Source organism: Muricoccus radiodurans (genome assembly GCF_050154705.1).
Classification (GTDB): domain Bacteria; phylum Pseudomonadota; class Alphaproteobacteria; order Acetobacterales; family Acetobacteraceae; genus Roseomonas; species Roseomonas radiodurans.
The window spans coordinates 573,377-592,506 of the sequence record NZ_CP189561.1 but is presented as its reverse complement, the minus strand read 5'-3'; the positions used below and the strand labels follow the sequence as shown (position 1 = coordinate 592,506).

Below are 19,130 nucleotides of genomic sequence, written 5' to 3'. Positions count from 1 at the left end.
CGGTCAGTGCTTCAGCGCGGTCCGGATGGCGGCCAGCGCCTCCTCGATCATCGGGGCCGAGACGTCGAGATGCGTGCAGGCGCGAATCCGCCCGCCGAGGATGCTGACCGCGATGCCCTGCTTCGCGAGGGCCGCCGTCAGGGCCGGGCTGGTCATGCCGGCGCCGGTCGGGTCGAAATAGACGAGGTTCGTGTCGGGGTCCTCCACCGCCACACCCTCGATTTGACGGAGCCCACGGGCGAGAGCCTTCGCGTTCGCGTGGTCCTCGGCCAGACGGTCGATGTTGTGGTCCAACGCGTAGAGGCAGGCGGCCGCGCAGATTCCGCCCTGCCGCATGGAGCCACCGAGCCGCTGCTTCCACCTCCAGGCGCGGCCGATGAACTCCTCGGACCCCACCAGCACGGCGCCGAGCGGCGCGCCGAGTCCCTTGGTGAAATCCAGCCACACGCTGTCGAAGCCCGCGCACATCTCCGCGGCCGGGATGCCGGCCGCAACGCAGGCGTTCATCAGCCGCGCGCCGTCCATATGGGTGGACCACCCCTCCGCATGGGCGATGCCGGTCAGCTCCGTCAGTGTCTCCAGCGGCCAGACGGCGCCGCCGCCGGTGTTCGCGGTCTGCTCGATCTCCAGCAGGGTCTGCGGCGGGGCGTAGCGGGTGCGCGACCGGATGGCGCCGCGCAGGTCATCGGGGGTGAACATGCCGCGCGGACCATCCAGCCCGAGAATCTGGACCCCTGCGATCGCGGCGTGGCTGCCGCCCTCGCTGCTCAGAATATGGGCGGAGCGATGGGCGACGACCTCGTCCCCGGGGCGGCAATGGGTGTTGAGCGCGACGACGTTGCACATCGTGCCGGAGGGCAGGAAGACTGCGGCCTCCTTCCCTAGCAGCGCCGCCATGCGGTCGCAGAGGGCGTGCACCGTCGGATCATCGCCGTGCTGCTCGTCGCCGACCTCGGCCGCCATCATCGCCGCCTTCATGGCTGCCGATGGCCGGGTCTGGGTGTCGGAGTAGAGGTTGATCCGGACCGGCGGGGCATCCGGCGCGGGGCGGGTCGGGGCGTAGGACATGGACATGCCCCCAGGGTGGCAGAGCCCGGGCCCGAGGTCAGCCCCGGGGAAGCGCGTTGTGCTGAGCGTGAACCACAATGAACCGCCTGCCGTCGGCCGAGGTTCGGAGGCTAAAAACGCCGAGGCAGGATTCGCCGCACGCCCGGGAGGAGCTGGAATGACCACTGGGCGCGTCATGGCCGCGATGACCCTTCTCTCCGCCCTCGGGGCCGCGCTGCTTCTCGCGCGGTATGGCCACTATCCCTCCCTGTCCGACTCGTGGAGCTACCGCTTCTTCGCCTTCCGGTTCCGCCTGGACGGGGTGATGCACGACTTCGGCACGGTGCGGACCTACGGCTATCCCCTCTTCCTCTGGGCGCTGACGCCGTTCTCCGGCTTCAGCTTCTCCCGTCTCGCGGCGGTCGCGGGTGGGGTGCAGTGGGCGCTGCACGCGGCGGCCTCCCTGCTGCTCGCCCGCGGTCTGCGCCCGCTGGGGCCGGCCGTCGTGCTCGGCACCCTGGCGGGCCTGCTCCTGGCCCCACTCGGCCTGGCCCTGGTGACGGACGCGCTGACGGAGGGGTTGACCTTGCCCCTCGCGGTCGCCCTCGCCGCCCTCGCCGTCAGACTCGCCGGCCCCTACGCGGCTTGGCGAACCGAGTCGGTCCTTCTCGCGGGCGCGGGGCTCGCGGCCTATGCGCTGATGCTCCGGCCGGGCAACCTGCCGGTGACCGTCGGCTGGCATCTCGGCATCCTCGCCGCCATCGCGCTCGCGCCGCACTGGCGTGCCATGCGGGCGCGGATGCTCGCCGCCGCGCTGGCGGCCTTCGTTCTCGCGGGCCTTGTCGTGTGGGGCCCTCAGCTCGCCTATGCGCTGCGGGAGGTCGGGACAGCGACGATCCTTCCGGCGTGCAACCTCGGCGCCTTCCAGTTCGGCATCGGCGTTCTTCTCTGGAAATACGACACGATCGTCACCGCCGCGGGCGGAACGCCCTGGTTCACGGTCAATCCCCTCTTTGAGGGCACGCTCCCCGTCGATGAGGCGCTCGCATGGTACACGCGGTACCCGCTCCAGGGCGCGGCGACGCTCCTCGCGCACGTCGTCCTGCCGCTCGGCCCCCGCAGCCCCTTCGTCTACATCTACGACCTGGACGCGCCCTACGGCCTGTCCCTGCGGGCACTCCAGGCCGCCATCGCCGTGTTCGGCGCGTGGCGCCTGCTCGATCACCTTCGCCGGGCGCGCGGCACGGCCTGGAGGTCCTGGACCGCGGCGCTGGTGCTGGTTGCCACCTCGTGCCTCGGCACGATCGCGATCACCGCACTCTCCGCGCCGGAGACGCGCTTCCTTGCCCTTCCCATGACCGTGCTCGCGGCGCTGGCGGCGGAGGGGGCCTGGGCAGCAGCGCGCCGGGAAGCCCGGATCGGGCGCATGCGACTGGCGGCGTCGCTCGCCGGGGCGGCCGGGTTAGTGGTGCTCTTCTCGATGTCCGACCGGCTGGGCCGGGCGGACTACGCGCCGGCGGCCCTGCGAATGCCCGATCGGCCCACCGGCTGCCACTTCACGCTGGAAGGCCGCGGCGGCGGCGACGCCGCGGCCATCGCCCGCTTCGAGGAGCGGATGCGGGCCGTGGGGGGGTCGCCGTGACCCCTCGGCGGGTCAGTGCTCCTGGTCGGGCGCCGGGTCGGAGTTGAGGAGGGTGTAGCGCTCCTCCCCGATCTTCTCGATGAGCGTGAACTGGGCGTGGAGGAAGTCCTGGTGCTTCTCCTCGTCCGTGAGGATTTTCAGCAGCAGGTCGCGCGACACGTAGTCGCGCACCGCCTCGCAATGCGCGATGCCCTCCCGCAGGTCGGCGATAGCCTTCTGCTCGATCTTCTCGTCGCATTCGAGGATCTCGCGCACGGACTGGCCGATGAGGATCGGGTTCAGCCGCTGCACGTTCGGCAGCCCGTCGAGGAAGAGGATGCGCTTGATGAGCCAGTCGGCGTGGCGCATCTCCTCGATCGATTCCTCGTATTCGTGCTTGCCCAGCCGGGTGACGCCCCAGTGGTTCAGCATCCGGGCGTGCAGGAAGTATTGATTGATCGCCGTCAGCTCGTTGGTGAGCTGGGTGTTCAGGTACTCGATCACCTTCGGGTCGCCGGGCATGGGCATCTCCTGTCTCCGAGCGAGATGGAGCCCGGCGCTGAGCGGGTCAAGTGTTTGTTTTTCGGCGGGTTTGCAAGCCGTTCGCGTTAGCAGGCCCGGTCCGGCCGGCGGCTCAGGCCCGCGCCTCGGCTCCGGCCGCGCCGGCGGTCGCGGGCGTGCGGAGAATGCAGAGGATGCTGGCGGTGCAGCCGCCGCACTGCGCGCGGCAGCCGCAGGCCGCATAGACGTCGTGGGTACGACCGGCGCCGGCCGCGATCGCGCCCTTGATCTGCGTGTCCGTCAGTCCGTTGCAGAGGCAGACATACATCCGTCTTGGGATCCCCTCGCCCGTCCCGGGGGCGTCGGCGGAACTTCTAGCGGCCGTTTTCCGCCTTTGCAAGTCATTCGCAAAAACCGCGGCCGGGCCGCCTTAGTCGGCGTCCCGCAGCACCCGCAGCACGTCCAGCCCGTAGCGGTCGAGCTTCGAGGCGCCCACGCCGTGGATCATCGCGAGGTCGTCTAGCGTCCGGGGACGCTGGGCGGCGATGTCCGCCAGGGTCCGATCGGGGAAGATGACATAGGCCGGCACGGACTGCCGCGTCGCCTCCTCCTTCCGCCAGGCGCGGAGCACGTCGAAGGCGGCGGTGTCGCCACCGCTCGCGGCGGGGGGCTGGAAGGACGATCTCTGCCGTTTACGGGGCTTCGCCGCCTCCATCGCCGCGGCGTTCAGCACCACCGGCTCCTCCCCCCGCAGGATCGGGCGGGCGGACTCGGTGGCGGCGAAGATGGGCAGGTTCGTCTCGCTCGCCTGGGCGAGGGCCCCGCGGGCGAGAAGCTGGCGCGCGATGCCGCGCCACGCGCCTTCCGCCACGTTCTTGCCGATCCCGAAGACCGAGAGCTGGTCGTGGCCGAAATTCGAGACGCGCTCGGTCGCGTTGCCGCGCAGGACGTCCACCACATGGTTGAGCCCGAAGCGCCCGCCCGTGCGATGCACGGCGGAGAGAAGCTTCCGCGCCGCCTCGGTCACGTCCACCAGCCGCGGCGGGCGGAGGCAGGCGTCGCAGTTGCCGCAGTCGCGCTCCATCTCGTCCCCGAAGCAGCGGAGGAGCAGCCGGCGGCGGCAGGTCGCGGCTTCCACGATGGCCACAAGGCGGTCCAGTCGCTCGTGATCGAGGCGCTTCTGGCTCTCCGGTGCCGGGCTGTCGGCGATCCGCTTTCGGGCCACGGCGATGTCCTCGGCGCCGTAGAGCAGCAGGGCGCGGGCGGGAGCGCCGTCGCGCCCCGCGCGCCCGATCTCCTGGTACCAGGATTCCGGCCCGCCCGGCAGCGAGAGATGGGCGACCCAGCGCACGTCCGGGCGGTCGATCCCCATGCCGAAGGCGATCGTCGCGGCCATCACGACCGGATCGCCGGAGGCGAAGCGGCGCTCGGCCGCGCGGCGGTCGGCGGCATCCATGCCGGCATGGTAGTGCAGAGCGTCGAAGCCCTCGCGCCGCAGCCGTGACGCGGTGCGCTCCGTCTCCGCGCGGCTGGGGCAATAGATGATGCCGGCGCCGCGGCCATCGCCGGCCTCCTCCATGAACTCGGCGATCTGGGCGGCGGCGTTGTCGCGCGGCGCCACCTCGATCCGAATGTTCGGGCGGTCGAAGGAGCCGCGGAAGACGGGCGCCTCCGTCAGGGAAAGCTGCTCGCGGATGTCATCCACGGTGCGCGCGTCGGCAGTGGCGGTCAGCGCCAGCCGCGGCACGTGCGGGAAGCGCTCGGCAAGCATCGTCAAGCCGCGGTAATCCGCGCGGAAGTTGTGGCCCCAGTTGGAGATGCAGTGCGCCTCGTCCACCGCGAAGAGCGCGAGGTCGCGGCGGGCGAGGCGCTCCGCCGTCCCCTCCACCGCCAGACGCTCCGGGGAGACGTAGAGAAGCTTCAACCGCCCGTTCGCGAGGTCGCGGCCCACGCGGGACCGCTCGTCCTCGTCGAGGCCGGAGTGCAGTGCGGCCGCCGCGACGCCCTGCTGGCGCAGCGCGGCGACCTGGTCCTCCATCAGCGCGATGAGGGGTGACACGACCACCCCAAGGCCGGACCGAACGAGCGCCGGCACCTGGTAGCAGAGCGACTTGCCGCCGCCCGTCGGCATCAGGACGAGACCGGAGCCACCGCCCGTGACATGCTCGACGATCTCGGCCTGCCGGCCGCGGAAGTCGGGAAAGCCGAAGACGTCGTGCAGGACGTCACGAGGGTCGAGGCCCTCGGTGGCACGGGGGCCGGCGGTCATGCCGCCACCCCGCGCCGGGATCGGATCAGGGTCCGACGCGGATCTCGGCGCGGCGGCTCGGATAGGGCAGGTTGCCGGGCGGCGGCACCTCGCCGGCGGCGCGCGTCACGATCCGCTGCGGGGCCACGCCGCCCTGGCGCAGTTCCCCGGCCACCGCCTCGGCCCGCGCGGCGGAGATCGCGTTGTTCATCGGCGTCGGGCCGAGCGGATCGGCATAGCCCGTGACCACCACCGGGACGTTCGGGTTGCGGTTGGCCAGCGCCGCCGTGTCCGCCACCACTGCGCGCGCCGGGCCATCCAGCAGGGCGCTGCTGTCGGTGAAGAAGACCACGGCGGGTGGCCGGTTCGCCAGGTCGTCGCCCGACACGCAGGCCGCCAGGATCGGCAGCGCGGCGAAGGCGGCAAGGAGTGGGCGCATAGAGCTCCGTTCCGTGAGGGGGGGTCGCCGGGGGGGCGGCTCTCACGGATGCGGCGTCCGTCTGGATTCGGTCAACGGGCACCTCGGCGCGGTCACGCGGGGTTGTTGAGAAGGCGGGCAAGTGTGGCGTCCGGAGAGGAAGGCAGGATCAACCGAGATGGGTCCCGTCGCCGAAGCCGGCCAGGGCACGGCGGCGGAACGAGCGGTCAGGCCATGGCCGGGAGCGCGCGTCCGCCGGCAAGGCGCAGGATGCGGGTCGGCCGCTCCACCCCGATCAGACGGTGCGTGATGAGGATGGCGCTGCGGCCGCCGAGCGCGTCGTCCAGCGTCTCGAGGAAGGCGCGCTCCGTCTCCGCGTCGAGGCCGGCGGTCGGCTCGTCCAGGATGATGATGTCCGCCGGGGAGAGCAGCGCGCGGGCCAGGGCGATGCGGCGGGCCTGTCCGCCGGAGAAGCGCGCGCCGGCCTCGCCGCAGCGCGTCTCCAGCCCTTCCGGCAGGGCGCGGACAAGGTCGGCGATCCGCGCCCGCTCCAGCGCGCGCCAGAGGGCCGCGTCCGGCGCCCCGGGCGCGGCGAGGCGTAGGTTCGCGGAGATGCTGTCGTCGAACAGTGCCGCGTCCTGCGTGAGGCAGGCGACATGCGCGCGGACGGTATCGGCCGTGAGAGTCGCGTAATCGGCACCGCCGAGGGTGATCGTCCCCTCCTGCGGCGCGGCGAGCTTCAGGAGGAGCGCGGCCAGCGTCGACTTGCCGGCGCCGGAGGGGCCGAGCAGGGCGATGCGGGCCCCCTCCGGCAGATCGAGGGAGAGGTCTTCGAAGACGGGAGCGCGGTCCCCGGACCAGGCGAAGCGCAGGTTGCGGACGATGAGCGCGTGTCCCGCGGGCTCGGTGCCCGCCTCGGGGTCGGGCACCGGAACGGGCTGGTCCGCCGCCTCGAAGAGTCGGCGGGCCCCAGCGGCGGCAAGGGCCAGGGCGGCGCCGGCGCGGGGCAGCGCACCGAGGGCGTCCGCCGCGGCAACCGTGAGGAAGAGGGCGAGAATGACCGGCGCGGCCGCGGCGGGGCCGGCGGCCAGACCCCAGGCCAGGGCGCCGAGCAGCGCGGCCTGGGTCAGCAGCATGCCCGCCGCCCCGCCGAGCGCGCCGGCGCGGACGAGCTGACGGCGAGCCGCGTCCATCTCCGCCGCCGCGCGGTTCACCGCGGCCAGGGCGCGCGGCTCGGCACCCGCGGCGAGGATGTCCTCCTGGGCGGTCAGGGGCTCGACGGCCTCGGCCCGCAGGCGCCCGGTCGTCGTCGCCACGCGGGCGGCGGCCCGCGCGGCGACCGGCGCGATCAGCACCGGGAGGAGGAGCGCGAGGGCCAGCGGCGCCGCCACCGCGGCCGCGAGGCCGGGGGATGCGGCGCCGAGCAGCAGCGCGGTCGCCAGCACCACCGCGGCGGCAGCCGCCATCGGCGCGAGCGCGCGGAGATAGAGGCCATCCAACGCCTCCACATCGGCGACGAGCCGGCCCAGCAGGTCACCCAGCCGCGTCAGCCCCGGCCCGGCGGAGAGGCGGGCGGCGAGGCGCCGAAAGAACCAGGTGCGGGTGTCCGCCAAGGCGCGGAAGGTGGCGCCGTGGGTGGCCATGCGCTCGCCCCAGCGAAGGACCGGGCGGGCCAGGATCAGCGGGCGCAGCAGCAGCAACGAGGCCACCGCACCGGCCCCCAGCGTTCCGGCCGCGAGTCCGGCCGCCACGCCGCGCCCCGCCAGAGCAAGGAGAGCCAACCCGGCAAGGCCCGAGGCGCAGGCGGCGAGCGCGCCGAAGAGCAGCCAGCCGGCCCGCGGGCGCCAGAGGGCGAGGAGCCGGAGCAGGTCGCGGGCAGCGGTCACGTGTTCACCGCCCGGCGCTGCGGGACCACGCGGCCCTCCTGCAGTTCCAGCACCCGCGGGAACCGGGCGCGCAGGGCGGCGGAATGGCTGGCGATCACCGCCGTCCGGCCGGTCGTCAGGCGGCGCAGGCTCTCCAGGACGAGCGCCTCGGTTCCGGGATCGAGATGCGCGGTGGGCTCGTCCAGCAGGATCAGCGGCGCATTGCGGAGGAAGACGCGGGCCAGCGCCACGCGCAAGCGCTGCCCGCCGGAGAGGCCGTGGCCCCCCTCCCCCACCATCGTGTCCAGCCCGTCCGGCAGCTCCTCGACGAAGGGGGTGACGTGGGCGGCGCGGGCGGCGGCCTCGACCGCCGCGTCGTCGGCGTCTGGGCGGGCGAGGCGGATGTTCTCCCGGATCGTCGCGCGCAGCAGGACCGGGCGCTGGGGCAGGTAGGCGATCAGCCGGCGCAGCTCCGCCGGCTCAAGCGCCAGGGCATCGCGGCCATTCAGCGCGATGCGCCCCTCGTCCGGGCGGTGGAATCCCATGAGCAGGCGCAGGATCGTAGACTTCCCGGCGCCGGACGGGCCGGAGAGGACGAGCGCCTCGCCCGGAAGGACGCGGAAGGAAACATCATCCAGCGCCAGGGGCCGCGCCGGGTCCGGCCGGTGGGAGACGTGGTCGAGGGTGAGGGTGACACTCGGCGGCACCTCTTCCAGCCGCAGCCCGCCGGCGGGAGAACTGGCCAGGATCGGCGCCAGCGCATCGGCGGCGCCCTTTGCTGCGATTCGCTCGTGATAGGCGGCGGAGAAGGCGCGAAGCGGCGCGAAGAAGGCGGGGACAAGGAGGATCGTGAAGAGCGCGGCCGCCGGCGAGGGGTGGCCCGCTGCCGCGAGGTTCGCGTGCCGCCAGGCGAGGCAGCCGAGCACCGCCGCCGCGACCAGCTCCAGAACACCGGTCGAGAGAAAGGCGAGGCGCAGCACCCGCATCGTGCGGCGGCGCAGCTCATCCGCGGCGGTCGACAGCGCCTCGGCCTCCGCGTCCTGCCGGCGGAAGAGAACGATGGTGGGCAGGCCGCGCATCCGGTCGAGGAAGCGGCCGGACAGGCGCTGCAGAGCGTCGAACTGCTGCCGGCTGGCAGCCGCGGCGCCGATCCCGGAGATCGCCATCCCCAGCGGCACCAGCGGCAGCGCCACGAGCAGGATCAGCCCGCTGAGCGGATCGGCCACCATCGCGGCCAAGGCCACCGCGACGGGAGCGGCCACGGCGAGGACCGCGGCGGGGAGCCAGCGCGCGAAGTAGCCGTCCAGCGCCTCCACCCGGTCCACCAGCAGGGCGGCGCCCTCCCCGGCCGGCCGCTCGCCAGGCGGCGTGGCCAGGAGCCGGGCGAAAAGGCGGGACCGCAACCCGGCCCGGGCCGCCTCCCCCGCGCGCGCCGCGCGGGCTTCCTGCGCGACGACGAGCCCCGCCTGAACGAGCGCCAGGGCCGCCGCCGCCGCGAGATGCCGCCAGCCGGCATCGGCGAGGCCGAGCAGCGCGGCAAGCAGGGAGGCGACGAGCCAGGCCTGCGCGACGCCCGCGAGGGTGGCGCCGAGGCCGAGGGCGATGGGAGGCACCAGCGCGGCGCGGCCGGCGCGCGCGGTGGCGGCCAGAAGCCCGCTCGCCGCGTCCCGGGCGGGACGATCGATCATGGAGGGGGCTTTTAGGGCAAGTCCGGCTCGCGGAAAACGGAGCAGTGAAGGGCGGCCCGCGGCTTGCTCTCCGCCCCATGCCCGGGGTCGAGCCGGGCCGAGGAGGAACCGTGCTGCCGACGCATCGCCGCTACGACTACCATCCCTGGCCTGCCCGGGCGCGCTGGTCGTGGCCGGGCGGGGCCGGGCTGGCCGTGTATCTCGGCGTGAACCTGGAGCACTTCGCCTTCGGGGCAGGGCTGGGCGCGGAACTGGCGCCGGGCGCGAACGGCGGCGGGGGTCCGCATCCCGACGTGCTGAACTTCGCCTGGCGGGACTATGGGAACCGCGTCGGCGGATGGCGGCTGATCGAACTCCTTTCGGAACTGGATCTGCCCTGCACGGTGCTGCTGAACTCGGCCATGTACGAGTACGCGCCGGACCTCGTGGCGGCCCACCGCGCGCGGGGCGACGAAATGGCCGGCCATGGCCGCACGAACAGCGAGCGGCAATCGGTGCTCGACGCGGTGGCCGAGCGGGACCTGATCCGGGACGCGACGCAAGCGATCACCCGGCATGAGGGCAGTGCGCCCCGCGGCTGGCTCTCCCCCTGGATCGCGGAGAGCCGTGCGACGCCTGACCTGCTGGCCGAGGCGGGGTATCGCTACACCCTGAACTGGTGTGCGGACGACCAGCCGGTGTGGCATCGGACGGAGCACGGACCGCTGCTCGCGATCCCCTATCCACAGGAGGTGAACGACATTCCCTCCATCGTCGCCCGGAAGGATTCGGCCGCCGTCTTCGCCGATATGATCGTGGACGACTTCGAGGAGCGGCTCCGACAGGTGCGGGACGGGGTGGCGCAGGTCATGGGGATCGCGCTCCACCCCTACATCATCGGCCAGCCCTATCGGCTGCGGGCGTTGCGGCGAGCGCTGGCTCATATCGCGGCGCAGCGGGATCGCGTCTGGATCTGCACCGCGGGTGACGTGTACGACCACGTCCTGACCCTGCCTCCGGGCAGCGTGCCCGGCGGCTAGGGGTCAGGCCGGCACCCAGACCCGCCCGTCGAACAGCCGGCGGCAGGTGCGATAGAAGGAGCCCGCGACGGCGTGGGGACCGGCGGCATCCAGCGTCACCTCCGCGCCCACCGTGAGCACGCCGGAGGGCATCCCCAGCCGCAGCGGGCCGGCCGGTGCCGCCCCGGGCGGCAGGGCCGCCTGCACCAGCGTGCCGGGAATGCGCGCCGCGACCGCCGTGCAGAGCGAGACGGTCAGCGGCAGCGCCCGGTGAGGCTGCCCGTTGGAGATGACCCGCGCGGCGAGGTCCATTTCCCCGACCGGCACGGTTTCCCCCGTCAGGGTGACGAAGTCGGCCCGCGGGCTGACGAAGCCGATGAAGGGGACGGCCGCCAGCCGCCGCGCGGACCCGAGGTCCGGCGCGATGCCCATCGCGACCGATCCGGCCGCCCGGATCGCGGCGAGGCGCGCCAGGATGTCGGGGCGCGCGTCGATCTCGTCCGGCAGCTCCTTCCCGGTCAGGCCGAGATCGGAGGCGCGCAGGAAGACGCAGGCATTGGCCGCGTCCACCAGCGACGCCTCGATCGTTCCGACGCCCTCTACCTCCAGCCGGTCCAGCGCGCGCCCGGTCGGCAGCAGCTTCCCGGTCGTGGCTCCGCCCGGATCGAGGAAATCCAGCCGGATCGGTGCGCCGGTGCCGGAGACACCGGGGATGGCGAGCGCCCCGGCGTAGCGCGGTCGGCCGTCGGCGACCGCGAAGGTCGCGTGGATGATCTTCGAGGTGTTGGTGTTGTGGATGCGGACGGTCTTTTCGGCTCCCGGGGCGGGGATCAGCCCCTCATCCACCGCGAAGGGACCGATGGCGGAGGACATGTTGCCGCAGTTCTGGCGCCAGTCCACGCGCGCCTCCCGCACTTGCACCTGGGCGAAGGTGTAGTCCACGTCGGCATCGTCGCGCGTGGGCGGGCCGATGATGCAGACCTTCGAGAGCGAGGAGACGCCCCCTCCCATCCCGTCCAGTTGCCGCCCGTAGGGATCGGGCGAGCCGAGGGCGGCGGTGAAGATCGGCTCCTGCGCCGCGCGGTCGGCCGGCAGGTCGCGCGCATGGAACATCACCGCCTTGCTCGTGCCGCCCCGCATGAAGGCGGCCGGGATGGGGCGGAGGTCCATCAGAAGGTCACCACGCTGCGGATCGACACTCCCTCGTGCATCAGATCGAAGGCGCGGTTGATCTCGTCCAGCGGCATGGTGTGGGTGATGAGGGAGTCGATGTCGATCTTCCCCTCCATGTACCAGTCCACGATCTTCGGCACGTCGGTCCGTCCGCGCGCGCCGCCGAAGGCCGAGCCCTTCCAGACGCGTCCCGTCACAAGCTGGAAGGGGCGCGTGCTGATCTCGGTGCCGCTGGGCGCGACGCCGATGATGATGCTCTCGCCCCAGCCGCGGTGGCAGCACTCCAGCGCCTGCCGCATGGTGTGGATGTTGCCGATGCACTCGAAGGAGTAGTCGGCACCGCCGTCGGTGATGTCCTGAATGGCCTGCACCACCTTGTCGCGGCCGACCTCGTCCGGGTTGACGAAGTGTGTCATGCCGAACTTGCGCGCCATCTCCGCCTTGGCAGGGTTCAGGTCCACGCCGACGATCTTGTCCGCGCCGACCATGCGCGCCCCCTGGATGACGTTCAGCCCGATGCCGCCGAGGCCGAAGACAACGACGTTCGAACCGGGGCGCACCTTGGCCGTGTAGATCACCGCGCCGATGCCGGTCGTGACGCCGCAGCCGATGTAGCAGATCTTGTCGAAGGGCGCGTCCTCCCGGACCTTCGCCACCGCGATCTCCGGCAGGACGGTGAAGTTCGAGAAGGTGCTGCAGCCCATGTAGTGCCACATCGGCTTGTTCGGCGCGTCGCAGTGGAAGCGCGAGGTGCCGTCCGGCATCACGCCCTTGCCCTGGGTGGAGCGGATGGCGGTGCAGAGATTGCTTCGCTGGGAAAGGCAGGTTTTGCACTGCCGGCATTCCGGCGTGTAGAGCGGGATCACATGGTCGCCTGGCCGCACGGAACGGACATCCGCGCCGACCTCCCGCACGATCCCCGCGCCCTCATGACCCAGGATGCAGGGGAACAGACCCTCGGAATCCAGCCCTGACAGGGTGTAGGCGTCGGTGTGGCAGACGCCCGTGGCCATCACCTCGACCAGCACCTCGTTCGCCTTGGGGCCGTCCAGATCCACGGTCTCGATCGAAAGCGGCTTGTTCGCCTCCCAGGCGACGGCGGCACGGGTCTTCATCGCGGGCGGCTCCCCTTCCCTCTCGGCGCGTTGTTCTATCCGGCGGGTGCGGCAGGGGCCAGGGGACTGGGATGACGGTCGAGGAGTTGACGGCGCGGGTGCGATCGGGCGTCCCGCTGGCGGCGGCGCTGGGGATCGAGGTGGTCTCGGCGGATGCCGCGACCGCGATGGTGCGGCTTCCGGCCTCCGACCTTTCGATGCGGCCCGGCGGCACGGCGTCCGGCCCGGCCCTGATGACGCTGGCGGACGTCGCGATCTGGGTGCCGCTGCTGGTGGCCACCGGTGGTGCGGACGAGACGCGGACCGCCGCCCTGACGATCTCCTTCCTGCGCCCGGCCGGGAGCGGCGGCGTGCTGGCGGAGGTTCGGATCGTGCGCCAGGGTCGCTCCACCGTCTATGCGGAGGTCTGGATGCGCGCGGAAGGATCGGACAAGCCCTGCGCCCACGCGACCTCGACCTGGCTGCGGGCCGCTGCGCCGTGAGCCGCCAGGCGGAGATCCTCGCGGAACTCGACGCGATCGAGGCGCGGGAGGGCATTGCCATCCTCCTGGCGATCGAGAGCGGCAGCCGCGCCTGGGGCTTCGAAAGCCCGGACAGTGATTGGGACGTGCGCTTCCTCTACGCCCGCCCGACGGTCTGGCACGTGACCCTGCGACCAGGGCGGGACGTGCTGGAGTTCCCGATTTCCGACGAACTGGACATTTCGGGGTGGGATGCGCGGAAAGCGATCAACCTCCTGTTGGGCGGCAACTGGGTGGTGCGGGAATGGCTGCGCTCGCCGATCACCTACCGGGCCGAGCCGGGCTTCCGGAGCGCGCTGGAGGCCCTGGCCGCGGCCCTTCCGTCCCGGGTGGCGGCCTTCCACCACTACCGCTCCCTCATGGACCGCGTCTGGAAGCAGTGGCTCGCGGACCGCGAGGAGGTGGTGCTGAAGAAGTACCTCTACGCCCTGCGGCCCGCCCTGACGTTGCGCTGGCTGCGGGAGCGGGCGGATGACCCGCCGATGGACATGCCGGCGCTGCGGCGCGGCCTCCTGCTGGCGACGGCCGAGGCGGCGGCGCTTGATGCGCTGCTCGCCGCGAAGTCCGCCAGCTCGGAAATGGGGCTTGGTCCGCGCTTTCCGGCCCTCGACGCCCTGATCGCCGCCGAGCGGGAACGGGAACCGCCGCCGCGGGAGGACCCGCCCGCACCGGCGATGTTGGCGCAGGCGGAAGCCCTGTTCCGGCAGGGGACCGGCATCGCGGACGCGCGGCCGAGCCGTCGCTGAGACGGCCGGCACGCGACTTGCTGCGCCAGCTGGGATGAGCCCCGCATCCCCCGCCGGCATCGGCCACAATGGCGGCCCACCGCTGGACCCGCCCGACGTCAACGAGTCCTGGCGCGCGTGGAACTGGCGCCGAGCGCAGCGCCGGGCCTGGAAAACGCCGCCGCGGGAGATCGCGCTGCGACGCCTGGCCCGGGCCGAAGAGCTGGGCATGACCTACCGCGCCTACACGCTCGAGATCCTGGAGCGCGGCCGGTATCTCTGACCGCTTCCCGGCACCGGCGCGCCGGCGGCCCTTGATGGACGTGGCGCCGGCGCTAACCTCCGGCCGCGCGGGCCGCGAGCGGCCGCGAAAATCCTAAGGAGGCGACACGAAGCGTGCCGGACAGCGAGTGGCCCGATCCGGCGCGTCCCGGTGTTCCCCTCCATCCCGAGCGGGACGGCTGGCACTGGCTGCAGAGTCGCCAGAGAGCGGAGGCGCCGCGCCCCGCGCGGTGGCACGCAAGGCCCGCGCCGAATCCGGGCGGGTGGGACGAGCCCTGGCTCACGCCGAAGCACGTAGCCTGGGCCGACCACTATCTCGGCCCCTGCCTGACTCCGGAGGACGTGGCGGCGCTTCAGGACGGGGCGCGGCGCGCGGAGACGCGGGCGATGATCAAGGCGGCCGACATGCTCGACCTGACGGTTTCGGAAATCCGCTCTGCCACCGGTGAGCTGCAGCCCGGCGTTTTACGTGCGGTGCGCGCAGTGCTCGCCTGGACCCAGAACACGATCCGCAGCAAGGCCGGGGAGCCGCCCGCCGGCAGTTGATGCCGATGCGCTTCGCCGCGCGGTTGCACGATCCGGGATCGTGCTCGCGCGCGCCTCGCGTGCCCGGCTCACGCCGCCGCGGCTTTCCACACCACGCGAAAACGCGGTAGGATAAGGCTCCCCCGCGCAGCGCGCTGCGCGGGATTTTCCACGCGAATGCCGTTCAGATCGGCGATTTACACGGGAGTGCTCATGAGCCAGGGCAGCGAGCCATCTTTCAGCCTCCCGCCGGTGTCGCGGTCCGCGCCGGGCGGTCCGGCGCACTGGCAGATCACCTTCAACGGCGATGTGATCGGGCTTACCGCCGCCCTGCATGACCGCGCGACGCTGGATGGGCTGATCGACGTGCTCGAGGCATGCCGGGCGCTCTTCCCGTCGGGCACCGGGACCAGCTCCGGCACCTAGGAATAGCCGAAGGCTGGCTCCCTCTCGGGGCCGGCCTTCACCAGGACTCAGGAGAAGGCGATGCGGCGCGACGGACCGGCGCCGTAGCTCGCGCGTTCCAAGGGACGGTGGCTTGGCTCTGGCAGGGACGATGCTGGCGCCCATCCCTGCCGCCGCCATGCCGCTACGGCGTGACGTTCACGTGGGTCAGCGCGCAGGTGTTGATCTGGCGCCGCTCCATCGCGGAGCCGTCCGCGAGCACAAGCCGGATGTCGTTCATGCACCGCCCCGCCGGGACGGTGAGGGACAGCACGCTCCTCGGCGCCAGAATGTTCGCGCCCATGAGGTCGCGACCCCGGTTCGCCTGGCCCGACGATGAGACGTAAACCTCGTTGATCGCGTGATCGAGGGTCTTGTTAAGCTGGAAATCCGCGTTGTGGCGGCACAGCCTCGGGCGGCGTTGCTTTCGGAACCGTTCGCCGGTCCTGACGAACCCCGTGTCCGGGCCGTCACACGGCTGGCCGTCACAGGCGCTGCGGCCTGCACGGCCCGACGAGGCTGGCGCACCCGGAGGGACTCGAACCCCCAACCAACCGGGTAGAAGCCGGTTGCTCTATCCAGTTGAGCTACGGGTGCCCGGCGACCGGTTCGCCCGGGGGCGATGCCGGCCGGTCTTCCCTAATGCGTCCAGTTCTCCGGGCGGTTGGTGCGGAAATTGTCGGCGTAGGATTTCGGCCGGAGGGCTGGCCGCTGGCGGCGGCGCTCCACCTCATACGGAACGCCCTTCGCCTTCGCATAGGCCTCCGCCTCCTCCAGCGTGTCGAAGCGGAGGCGAACCTGACGATTCGTGTCGCCCGATCCGTACCAGCCGGTCAGCGGGTCCACCCGCTTTGGCTCGTTGGGTGCGTACTCGAAGACCCATTCGTCCGTGCGGCCCTGGCCGGACTGCATGGCGCTCTTCGGCGGCGAATAGATGCGGGCGATGCTCACACGGCACTCCTCAACCCAATCGGGGCTTGATCCGGGCGGGCCCGGTCCCGGACTTCAACGCCGGACAATCCATCGGGGCGGCGGGATTCGAACCCACGGCCTCCTGTACCCAAAACAGGCGCGCTACCAGGCTGCGCCACACCCCGTCGGGGCGGAACCTATGGGCGGGACGCGCCCGGCGCAATGGCCGCCATGCCTCCCATGCGCCCCCGCAGCACCTCCGGCACCGCGATGGACCCATCCGGCTGCTGGTAAGTCTCCATGACCGCAATCAGGGCCCGACCGACCGCGACGCCCGATCCGTTCAGCGTGTGGACGAAGGCCGTCCCCTTCCCGCCGACCGGACGGTAGCGCGTGTTCATTCGCCGGGCCTGGAAGGCGCGGGTGTTGGAGCAGGAGGAGATCTCCCGCCACGCCCCCTGCCCCGGCAGCCAGACCTCCAGGTCATAGGTCCGGGCCGCGCCGAACCCGGTGTCCCCGGCGCAGAGGAAGATCCGGCGCCAGGTCAGGCCGAGTTCCGTCAGCACGCGCTCCGCGCAGCGCGTCATGCGCTCGTGCTCGGCGTCGCTGTCCTCGGGACGGGTCACCGACACCAGCTCCACCTTCTGGAACTGGTGCTGGCGCAGCATCCCCCGCGTGTCCCGCCCCGCCGACCCGGCCTCCGACCGGAAGCAGGGAGTCAGGGCGGTGTAGCGAAGCGGCTCGCTGGGCTCGGCGATGATCTCGCCGAGGTTGAGCGCCGTCAGCGGCACCTCGGCCGTAGGGATCAGCCAGCGGCCGTCGGTGGTGCGGAACAGGTCGTCCGCGAACTTCGGCAGCTTGTCCGTGCCATAGGCGGCGGCGTCGTTGACCATCAGCGGCACGGCGCACTCGGTGTAGCCGTGCTCCGTGACGTGCAGGTCGAGCATCCACTGGCCCAGAGCCCGCTCCAGCCGTGCCAGCGCGCCCTTCAGCACGACGAAGCGGCTGCCAGCGACGCGGGAGGCCGCCTCGAAGTCCATCAACCCCAGCGCCTCGCCGAGCTCGAAATGCTCCCGGGCGTTCGGGAGGCCGCGCGGCTCGCCGTGCTGGTGCAGCACGACGTTGGCCGACTCGTCGGCGCCCTCCGGTACCTCGGGATCGAGCGCGTTGGGCAGCGCCTCCAGGATCCGCGTCTGGGCCGCCTCGCCGGACGCCGCCTCCGCCTCGAGCGCCTCCATCCGGGCGCGCAGGGTCGTCGCCTCCGCCTCCAGGGCAGAGGTATCAGCGCCGCCCCGCTTGCCCTGACCGATCTCCTTCGCCAGGGCGTTGCGGCGCGCCTGCGCCTCCTGCGCCGTGGTCTGGGCGGCGCGGCGCGCCGCGTCCAGCTGCATCAGCTCGGCGGAGACGGGCGGCAGGCCGCGCCGGGCCAGCGCGGCGTCGAAGGCAGCCGGATCGGCCCGGACGGCCCGGATGTCGTGCATGGTCTCGGCGCCTCAGGTCGTCGGCGGCTTGGGCTTCGGGGTCATCCAGCCGGCCGCGAGGATGGACAGCTCGTAAAGCAGGAGCAGCGGCACCGCGAGGCCGACCTGGCTGATGATGTCGGGCGGAGTCAGCACCGCGGCGACCACGAACATGCCGACGATCGCGTAGCGCCGCCCGCGCCGCAGCTGGTCCACGCTGACGATCCCGACGCGCGCCATCAGCGTCAGCGCCACGGGAAGCTGGAAGGCGATCCCGAAGGCCAGGATCATGTGCATGACGAGCGAGAGATACTCGCTGACCTTTGCCTCGAGCTGCACGGGGATGCCGCCGCCGCCGGTCGGCGTCTCGAAGGAGATGAAGAAGGACCAGGCGAGCGGGAAGATGAAGTAGTAGGCGAGCGACGCGCCGAGGATGAACAACACCGGCGAGGCGAGCAGGAAGGGCAGCACCGCCTTCTTCTCGGATTTGTAGAGTCCGGGCGCGATGAAGAGCCAGAGCTGGGTCGCCCACATCGGAAAGGAGAAGAACACCGCCCCGAAGAACGCGACCTTCAGGTAGGTGAAGAAGGCCTCGTAGAGCGCGGTGAAGATCATCCGCCGCTCACCGCCCTGATGGATCAGGATGTCGGCCAGCGGGCGCGCGAGGAACCCGTAGATCTGGGTGGAGAAGTAATAGCAGACCGCGAAGGCGATGCCGAAGGCGCCGATGGACCAGAGGAGCCGCGTGCGCAGCTCCAGCAGGTGGTCGATCAACGGCATGGGCTTGTCGTCGATCGTGTCGTCCGGATCGCGTGGCAAGGTGTGCTGGACTTCTTACGCGGTGTGGATGGCGGGCCGCGGCGGCACCACCGCGGGATCGATCGTGTCCGGCGCGGGGCCGGCCGGGGCGGTCGTGGGTGATGCCTCGGCGGGGGTCGCCGGGCCGGCGACGGGCGCGGCTTCCGCCGTGGGCGCCGGGGCAGCCGGCATGTCGGCGGCCACCGGGAAGGGCGCGGGCGTCAGGTCGGCGGCGACCGGGGTGTCTAGCCCGGCGGCATCGGCAGCCGGAGGCGCTGCCGCGAGGACGTCAGGCGCGGTCGCGTCCACGGGAGGCGCTCCCACTGGCTCGGTCGCGGCCGTTCCGGCCGACGGCGCCGCGTCCGAGGTCGGGGGCGGCGGCGCCCGGAAGGGGTCGTCGCGGAAGGCCTTGGTGATCGAGCCATCCTCGTCCACCGCCTTCTCGATCGTGCTCTTGAGGTCGAAGTTCCGGATGTCCCGGATCTGGTCGCGGACATCCTCCAGCTTCGCCTCGCGCACCACCTCGTCCAGGTGTCCCTGGAATTCGCCGGCCATGCGGCGGAGCTTCTGGATGCCCTTGGCGACGCCGCGCACGGCGTCCGGAAGGTCCTTCGGTCCGATCACGACAACCGCAACAACGGCGATCAGCGCGATCTCGGACCAGGCGAGGTCGAACATGGGTCTCCGATCACCCGCCGGGCGCCGCGCCGGGTGGCGTGGCGCTTCGCGGGGGCGCATCCGTTAGCAGAGGTCGCGCCCCGAACAAATGGGCCTCCCTGTAAGGAGTTG

21 protein-coding genes and 2 tRNA genes are annotated in these 19,130 nt (G+C 72.1%); 7 read left to right on the top strand and 16 right to left on the bottom strand.

Annotated elements, in window-relative coordinates; genetic code table 11:
- Positions 1-3: 3 nt before the first annotated feature.
- Positions 4-1,068, bottom strand: coding sequence for a threonine aldolase family protein (locus ACP6CK_RS02935; protein ID WP_426957274.1), 1,065 nt, complete (start codon positions 1,066-1,068; stop codon positions 4-6).
- 157 nt (positions 1,069-1,225) lie between these two features.
- On the opposite strand from ACP6CK_RS02935, the gene ACP6CK_RS02930 reads away from it, so the two are divergent.
- On the top strand, positions 1,226-2,689 hold the full coding sequence (locus ACP6CK_RS02930; protein ID WP_426957273.1) for a hypothetical protein: 1,464 nt from the start codon (positions 1,226-1,228) through the stop codon (positions 2,687-2,689).
- A gap of 12 nt (positions 2,690-2,701) precedes the next feature.
- Here the strand turns inward: ACP6CK_RS02930 and bfr are convergent, their stop codons facing one another.
- From bfr to cydD, 6 genes are all read right to left on the bottom strand, one after another.
- The gene (bfr, locus tag ACP6CK_RS02925; RefSeq protein ID WP_426957272.1) at positions 2,702-3,196 is read right to left on the bottom strand and encodes a bacterioferritin; all 495 of its coding nucleotides are present in this window, start codon (positions 3,194-3,196) and stop codon (positions 2,702-2,704) included.
- A 106-nt stretch (positions 3,197-3,302) separates the two neighbouring features.
- Complete coding sequence (locus ACP6CK_RS02920) at positions 3,303-3,497, bottom strand: (2Fe-2S)-binding protein (RefSeq protein WP_426957271.1); 195 nt, start codon at positions 3,495-3,497, stop codon at positions 3,303-3,305.
- Between the two features lie 102 nt (positions 3,498-3,599).
- Entirely contained in the window at positions 3,600-5,438 is a 1,839-nt protein-coding gene (recQ, locus tag ACP6CK_RS02915) for a DNA helicase RecQ (RefSeq protein WP_426957270.1), read from the bottom strand.
- A gap of 25 nt (positions 5,439-5,463) precedes the next feature.
- Positions 5,464-5,856 (bottom strand): OmpA family protein, encoded by a 393-nt coding sequence (locus tag ACP6CK_RS02910; RefSeq protein WP_426957269.1) that lies wholly within the window; start codon positions 5,854-5,856, stop codon positions 5,464-5,466.
- Positions 5,857-6,062: 206 nt separating this feature from the next.
- Complete coding sequence (gene cydC, locus ACP6CK_RS02905) at positions 6,063-7,721, bottom strand: thiol reductant ABC exporter subunit CydC (RefSeq protein ID WP_426957268.1); 1,659 nt, start codon at positions 7,719-7,721, stop codon at positions 6,063-6,065.
- Positions 7,718-9,388 (bottom strand): thiol reductant ABC exporter subunit CydD, encoded by a 1,671-nt coding sequence (gene cydD / locus ACP6CK_RS02900; protein ID WP_426957267.1) that lies wholly within the window; start codon positions 9,386-9,388, stop codon positions 7,718-7,720. Before cydD ends, cydC begins: the two co-directional genes overlap by 4 nt.
- A gap of 110 nt (positions 9,389-9,498) precedes the next feature.
- On the opposite strand from cydD, the gene ACP6CK_RS02895 reads away from it, so the two are divergent.
- Positions 9,499-10,407, top strand: coding sequence for a polysaccharide deacetylase family protein (locus tag ACP6CK_RS02895; protein WP_426957266.1), 909 nt, complete (start codon positions 9,499-9,501; stop codon positions 10,405-10,407).
- A 3-nt stretch (positions 10,408-10,410) separates the two neighbouring features.
- Here ACP6CK_RS02895 and ACP6CK_RS02890 read toward each other — a convergent pair whose 3' ends face one another.
- Positions 10,411-11,556, bottom strand: a complete 1,146-nt coding sequence (locus ACP6CK_RS02890; protein ID WP_426957265.1) for a 2-methylaconitate cis-trans isomerase PrpF family protein — start codon at positions 11,554-11,556, stop codon at positions 10,411-10,413.
- Positions 11,556-12,674: an S-(hydroxymethyl)glutathione dehydrogenase/class III alcohol dehydrogenase gene (locus ACP6CK_RS02885; protein WP_426957264.1), complete on the bottom strand. Its 1,119-nt coding sequence runs from the start codon at positions 12,672-12,674 to the stop codon at positions 11,556-11,558. The genes ACP6CK_RS02890 and ACP6CK_RS02885 overlap by 1 nt, the downstream gene beginning before the upstream one ends.
- A gap of 71 nt (positions 12,675-12,745) precedes the next feature.
- Between ACP6CK_RS02885 and ACP6CK_RS02880 the strand changes: the two genes are divergently transcribed.
- The 5 genes from ACP6CK_RS02880 (at position 12,746) to ACP6CK_RS02860 (ending at position 15,153) form a co-directional block, all read left to right on the top strand.
- The gene (locus ACP6CK_RS02880) at positions 12,746-13,156 is read left to right on the top strand and encodes a PaaI family thioesterase (RefSeq protein WP_426957263.1); all 411 of its coding nucleotides are present in this window, start codon (positions 12,746-12,748) and stop codon (positions 13,154-13,156) included.
- Complete coding sequence (locus ACP6CK_RS02875; RefSeq protein ID WP_426957262.1) at positions 13,153-13,941, top strand: DNA polymerase beta superfamily protein; 789 nt, start codon at positions 13,153-13,155, stop codon at positions 13,939-13,941. The genes ACP6CK_RS02880 and ACP6CK_RS02875 overlap by 4 nt, the downstream gene beginning before the upstream one ends.
- 34 nt (positions 13,942-13,975) lie before the next feature.
- Positions 13,976-14,203 (top strand): hypothetical protein, encoded by a 228-nt coding sequence (locus ACP6CK_RS02870; protein WP_426957261.1) that lies wholly within the window; start codon positions 13,976-13,978, stop codon positions 14,201-14,203.
- A gap of 113 nt (positions 14,204-14,316) precedes the next feature.
- Complete coding sequence (locus ACP6CK_RS02865) at positions 14,317-14,748, top strand: hypothetical protein (RefSeq protein ID WP_426957260.1); 432 nt, start codon at positions 14,317-14,319, stop codon at positions 14,746-14,748.
- Positions 14,749-14,940: 192 nt separating this feature from the next.
- The gene (locus ACP6CK_RS02860; RefSeq protein ID WP_426957259.1) at positions 14,941-15,153 is read left to right on the top strand and encodes a hypothetical protein; all 213 of its coding nucleotides are present in this window, start codon (positions 14,941-14,943) and stop codon (positions 15,151-15,153) included.
- 163 nt (positions 15,154-15,316) lie between these two features.
- Here ACP6CK_RS02860 and ACP6CK_RS02855 read toward each other — a convergent pair whose 3' ends face one another.
- The 7 genes from ACP6CK_RS02855 to tatB all read right to left on the bottom strand — a co-directional run bounded on the left by ACP6CK_RS02855 (position 15,317) and on the right by tatB (position 19,019).
- The gene (locus ACP6CK_RS02855) at positions 15,317-15,475 is read right to left on the bottom strand and encodes a hypothetical protein (RefSeq protein ID WP_426957258.1); all 159 of its coding nucleotides are present in this window, start codon (positions 15,473-15,475) and stop codon (positions 15,317-15,319) included.
- A 216-nt stretch (positions 15,476-15,691) separates the two neighbouring features.
- Positions 15,692-15,768, bottom strand: a tRNA-Arg gene (locus ACP6CK_RS02850).
- Between the two features lie 42 nt (positions 15,769-15,810).
- Positions 15,811-16,122, bottom strand: coding sequence for an ETC complex I subunit (locus ACP6CK_RS02845; RefSeq protein ID WP_426957257.1), 312 nt, complete (start codon positions 16,120-16,122; stop codon positions 15,811-15,813).
- 72 nt (positions 16,123-16,194) lie between these two features.
- Positions 16,195-16,268 (bottom strand) — tRNA-Pro (locus ACP6CK_RS02840).
- A 12-nt stretch (positions 16,269-16,280) separates the two neighbouring features.
- Entirely contained in the window at positions 16,281-17,564 is a 1,284-nt protein-coding gene (serS, locus tag ACP6CK_RS02835; protein WP_426957256.1) for a serine--tRNA ligase, read from the bottom strand.
- A gap of 12 nt (positions 17,565-17,576) precedes the next feature.
- Complete coding sequence (gene tatC, locus ACP6CK_RS02830) at positions 17,577-18,323, bottom strand: twin-arginine translocase subunit TatC (protein ID WP_426959851.1); 747 nt, start codon at positions 18,321-18,323, stop codon at positions 17,577-17,579.
- Between the two features lie 54 nt (positions 18,324-18,377).
- A complete protein-coding gene (gene tatB, locus ACP6CK_RS02825) occupies positions 18,378-19,019 on the bottom strand; it encodes a Sec-independent protein translocase protein TatB (protein WP_426957255.1) in 642 nt (213 codons plus the stop codon).
- Between the last annotated feature and the right edge of the window lie 111 nt (positions 19,020-19,130).

Excerpts from the sequence above, each read along its gene's own strand:
- ACP6CK_RS02935 (WP_426957274.1), bottom strand. The coding sequence starts at position 1,068 with ATGTCCTACGCCCCGACCCGCCCCGCGCCGGATGCCCCGCCGGTCCGG.
- ACP6CK_RS02930 (WP_426957273.1), top strand. The coding sequence starts at position 1,226 with ATGACCACTGGGCGCGTCATGGCCGCGATGACCCTTCTCTCCGCCCTC.
- bfr (WP_426957272.1), bottom strand. The coding sequence starts at position 3,196 with ATGCCCATGCCCGGCGACCCGAAGGTGATCGAGTACCTGAACACCCAG.
- ACP6CK_RS02920 (WP_426957271.1), bottom strand. The coding sequence starts at position 3,497 with ATGTATGTCTGCCTCTGCAACGGACTGACGGACACGCAGATCAAGGGC.
- recQ (WP_426957270.1), bottom strand. The coding sequence starts at position 5,438 with ATGACCGCCGGCCCCCGTGCCACCGAGGGCCTCGACCCTCGTGACGTC.
- ACP6CK_RS02910 (WP_426957269.1), bottom strand. The coding sequence starts at position 5,856 with ATGCGCCCACTCCTTGCCGCCTTCGCCGCGCTGCCGATCCTGGCGGCC.
- cydD (WP_426957267.1), bottom strand. The coding sequence starts at position 9,388 with ATGATCGATCGTCCCGCCCGGGACGCGGCGAGCGGGCTTCTGGCCGCC.
- ACP6CK_RS02890 (WP_426957265.1), bottom strand. The coding sequence starts at position 11,556 with ATGGACCTCCGCCCCATCCCGGCCGCCTTCATGCGGGGCGGCACGAGC.
- ACP6CK_RS02885 (WP_426957264.1), bottom strand. The coding sequence starts at position 12,674 with ATGAAGACCCGTGCCGCCGTCGCCTGGGAGGCGAACAAGCCGCTTTCG.
- ACP6CK_RS02880 (WP_426957263.1), top strand. The coding sequence starts at position 12,746 with ATGACGGTCGAGGAGTTGACGGCGCGGGTGCGATCGGGCGTCCCGCTG.
- ACP6CK_RS02870 (WP_426957261.1), top strand. The coding sequence starts at position 13,976 with ATGAGCCCCGCATCCCCCGCCGGCATCGGCCACAATGGCGGCCCACCG.
- ACP6CK_RS02860 (WP_426957259.1), top strand. The coding sequence starts at position 14,941 with ATGAGCCAGGGCAGCGAGCCATCTTTCAGCCTCCCGCCGGTGTCGCGG.
- ACP6CK_RS02855 (WP_426957258.1), bottom strand. The coding sequence starts at position 15,475 with ATGGGCGCGAACATTCTGGCGCCGAGGAGCGTGCTGTCCCTCACCGTC.
- serS (WP_426957256.1), bottom strand. The coding sequence starts at position 17,564 with ATGCACGACATCCGGGCCGTCCGGGCCGATCCGGCTGCCTTCGACGCC.
- tatC (WP_426959851.1), bottom strand. The coding sequence starts at position 18,323 with ATGCCGTTGATCGACCACCTGCTGGAGCTGCGCACGCGGCTCCTCTGG.
- tatB (WP_426957255.1), bottom strand. The coding sequence starts at position 19,019 with ATGTTCGACCTCGCCTGGTCCGAGATCGCGCTGATCGCCGTTGTTGCG.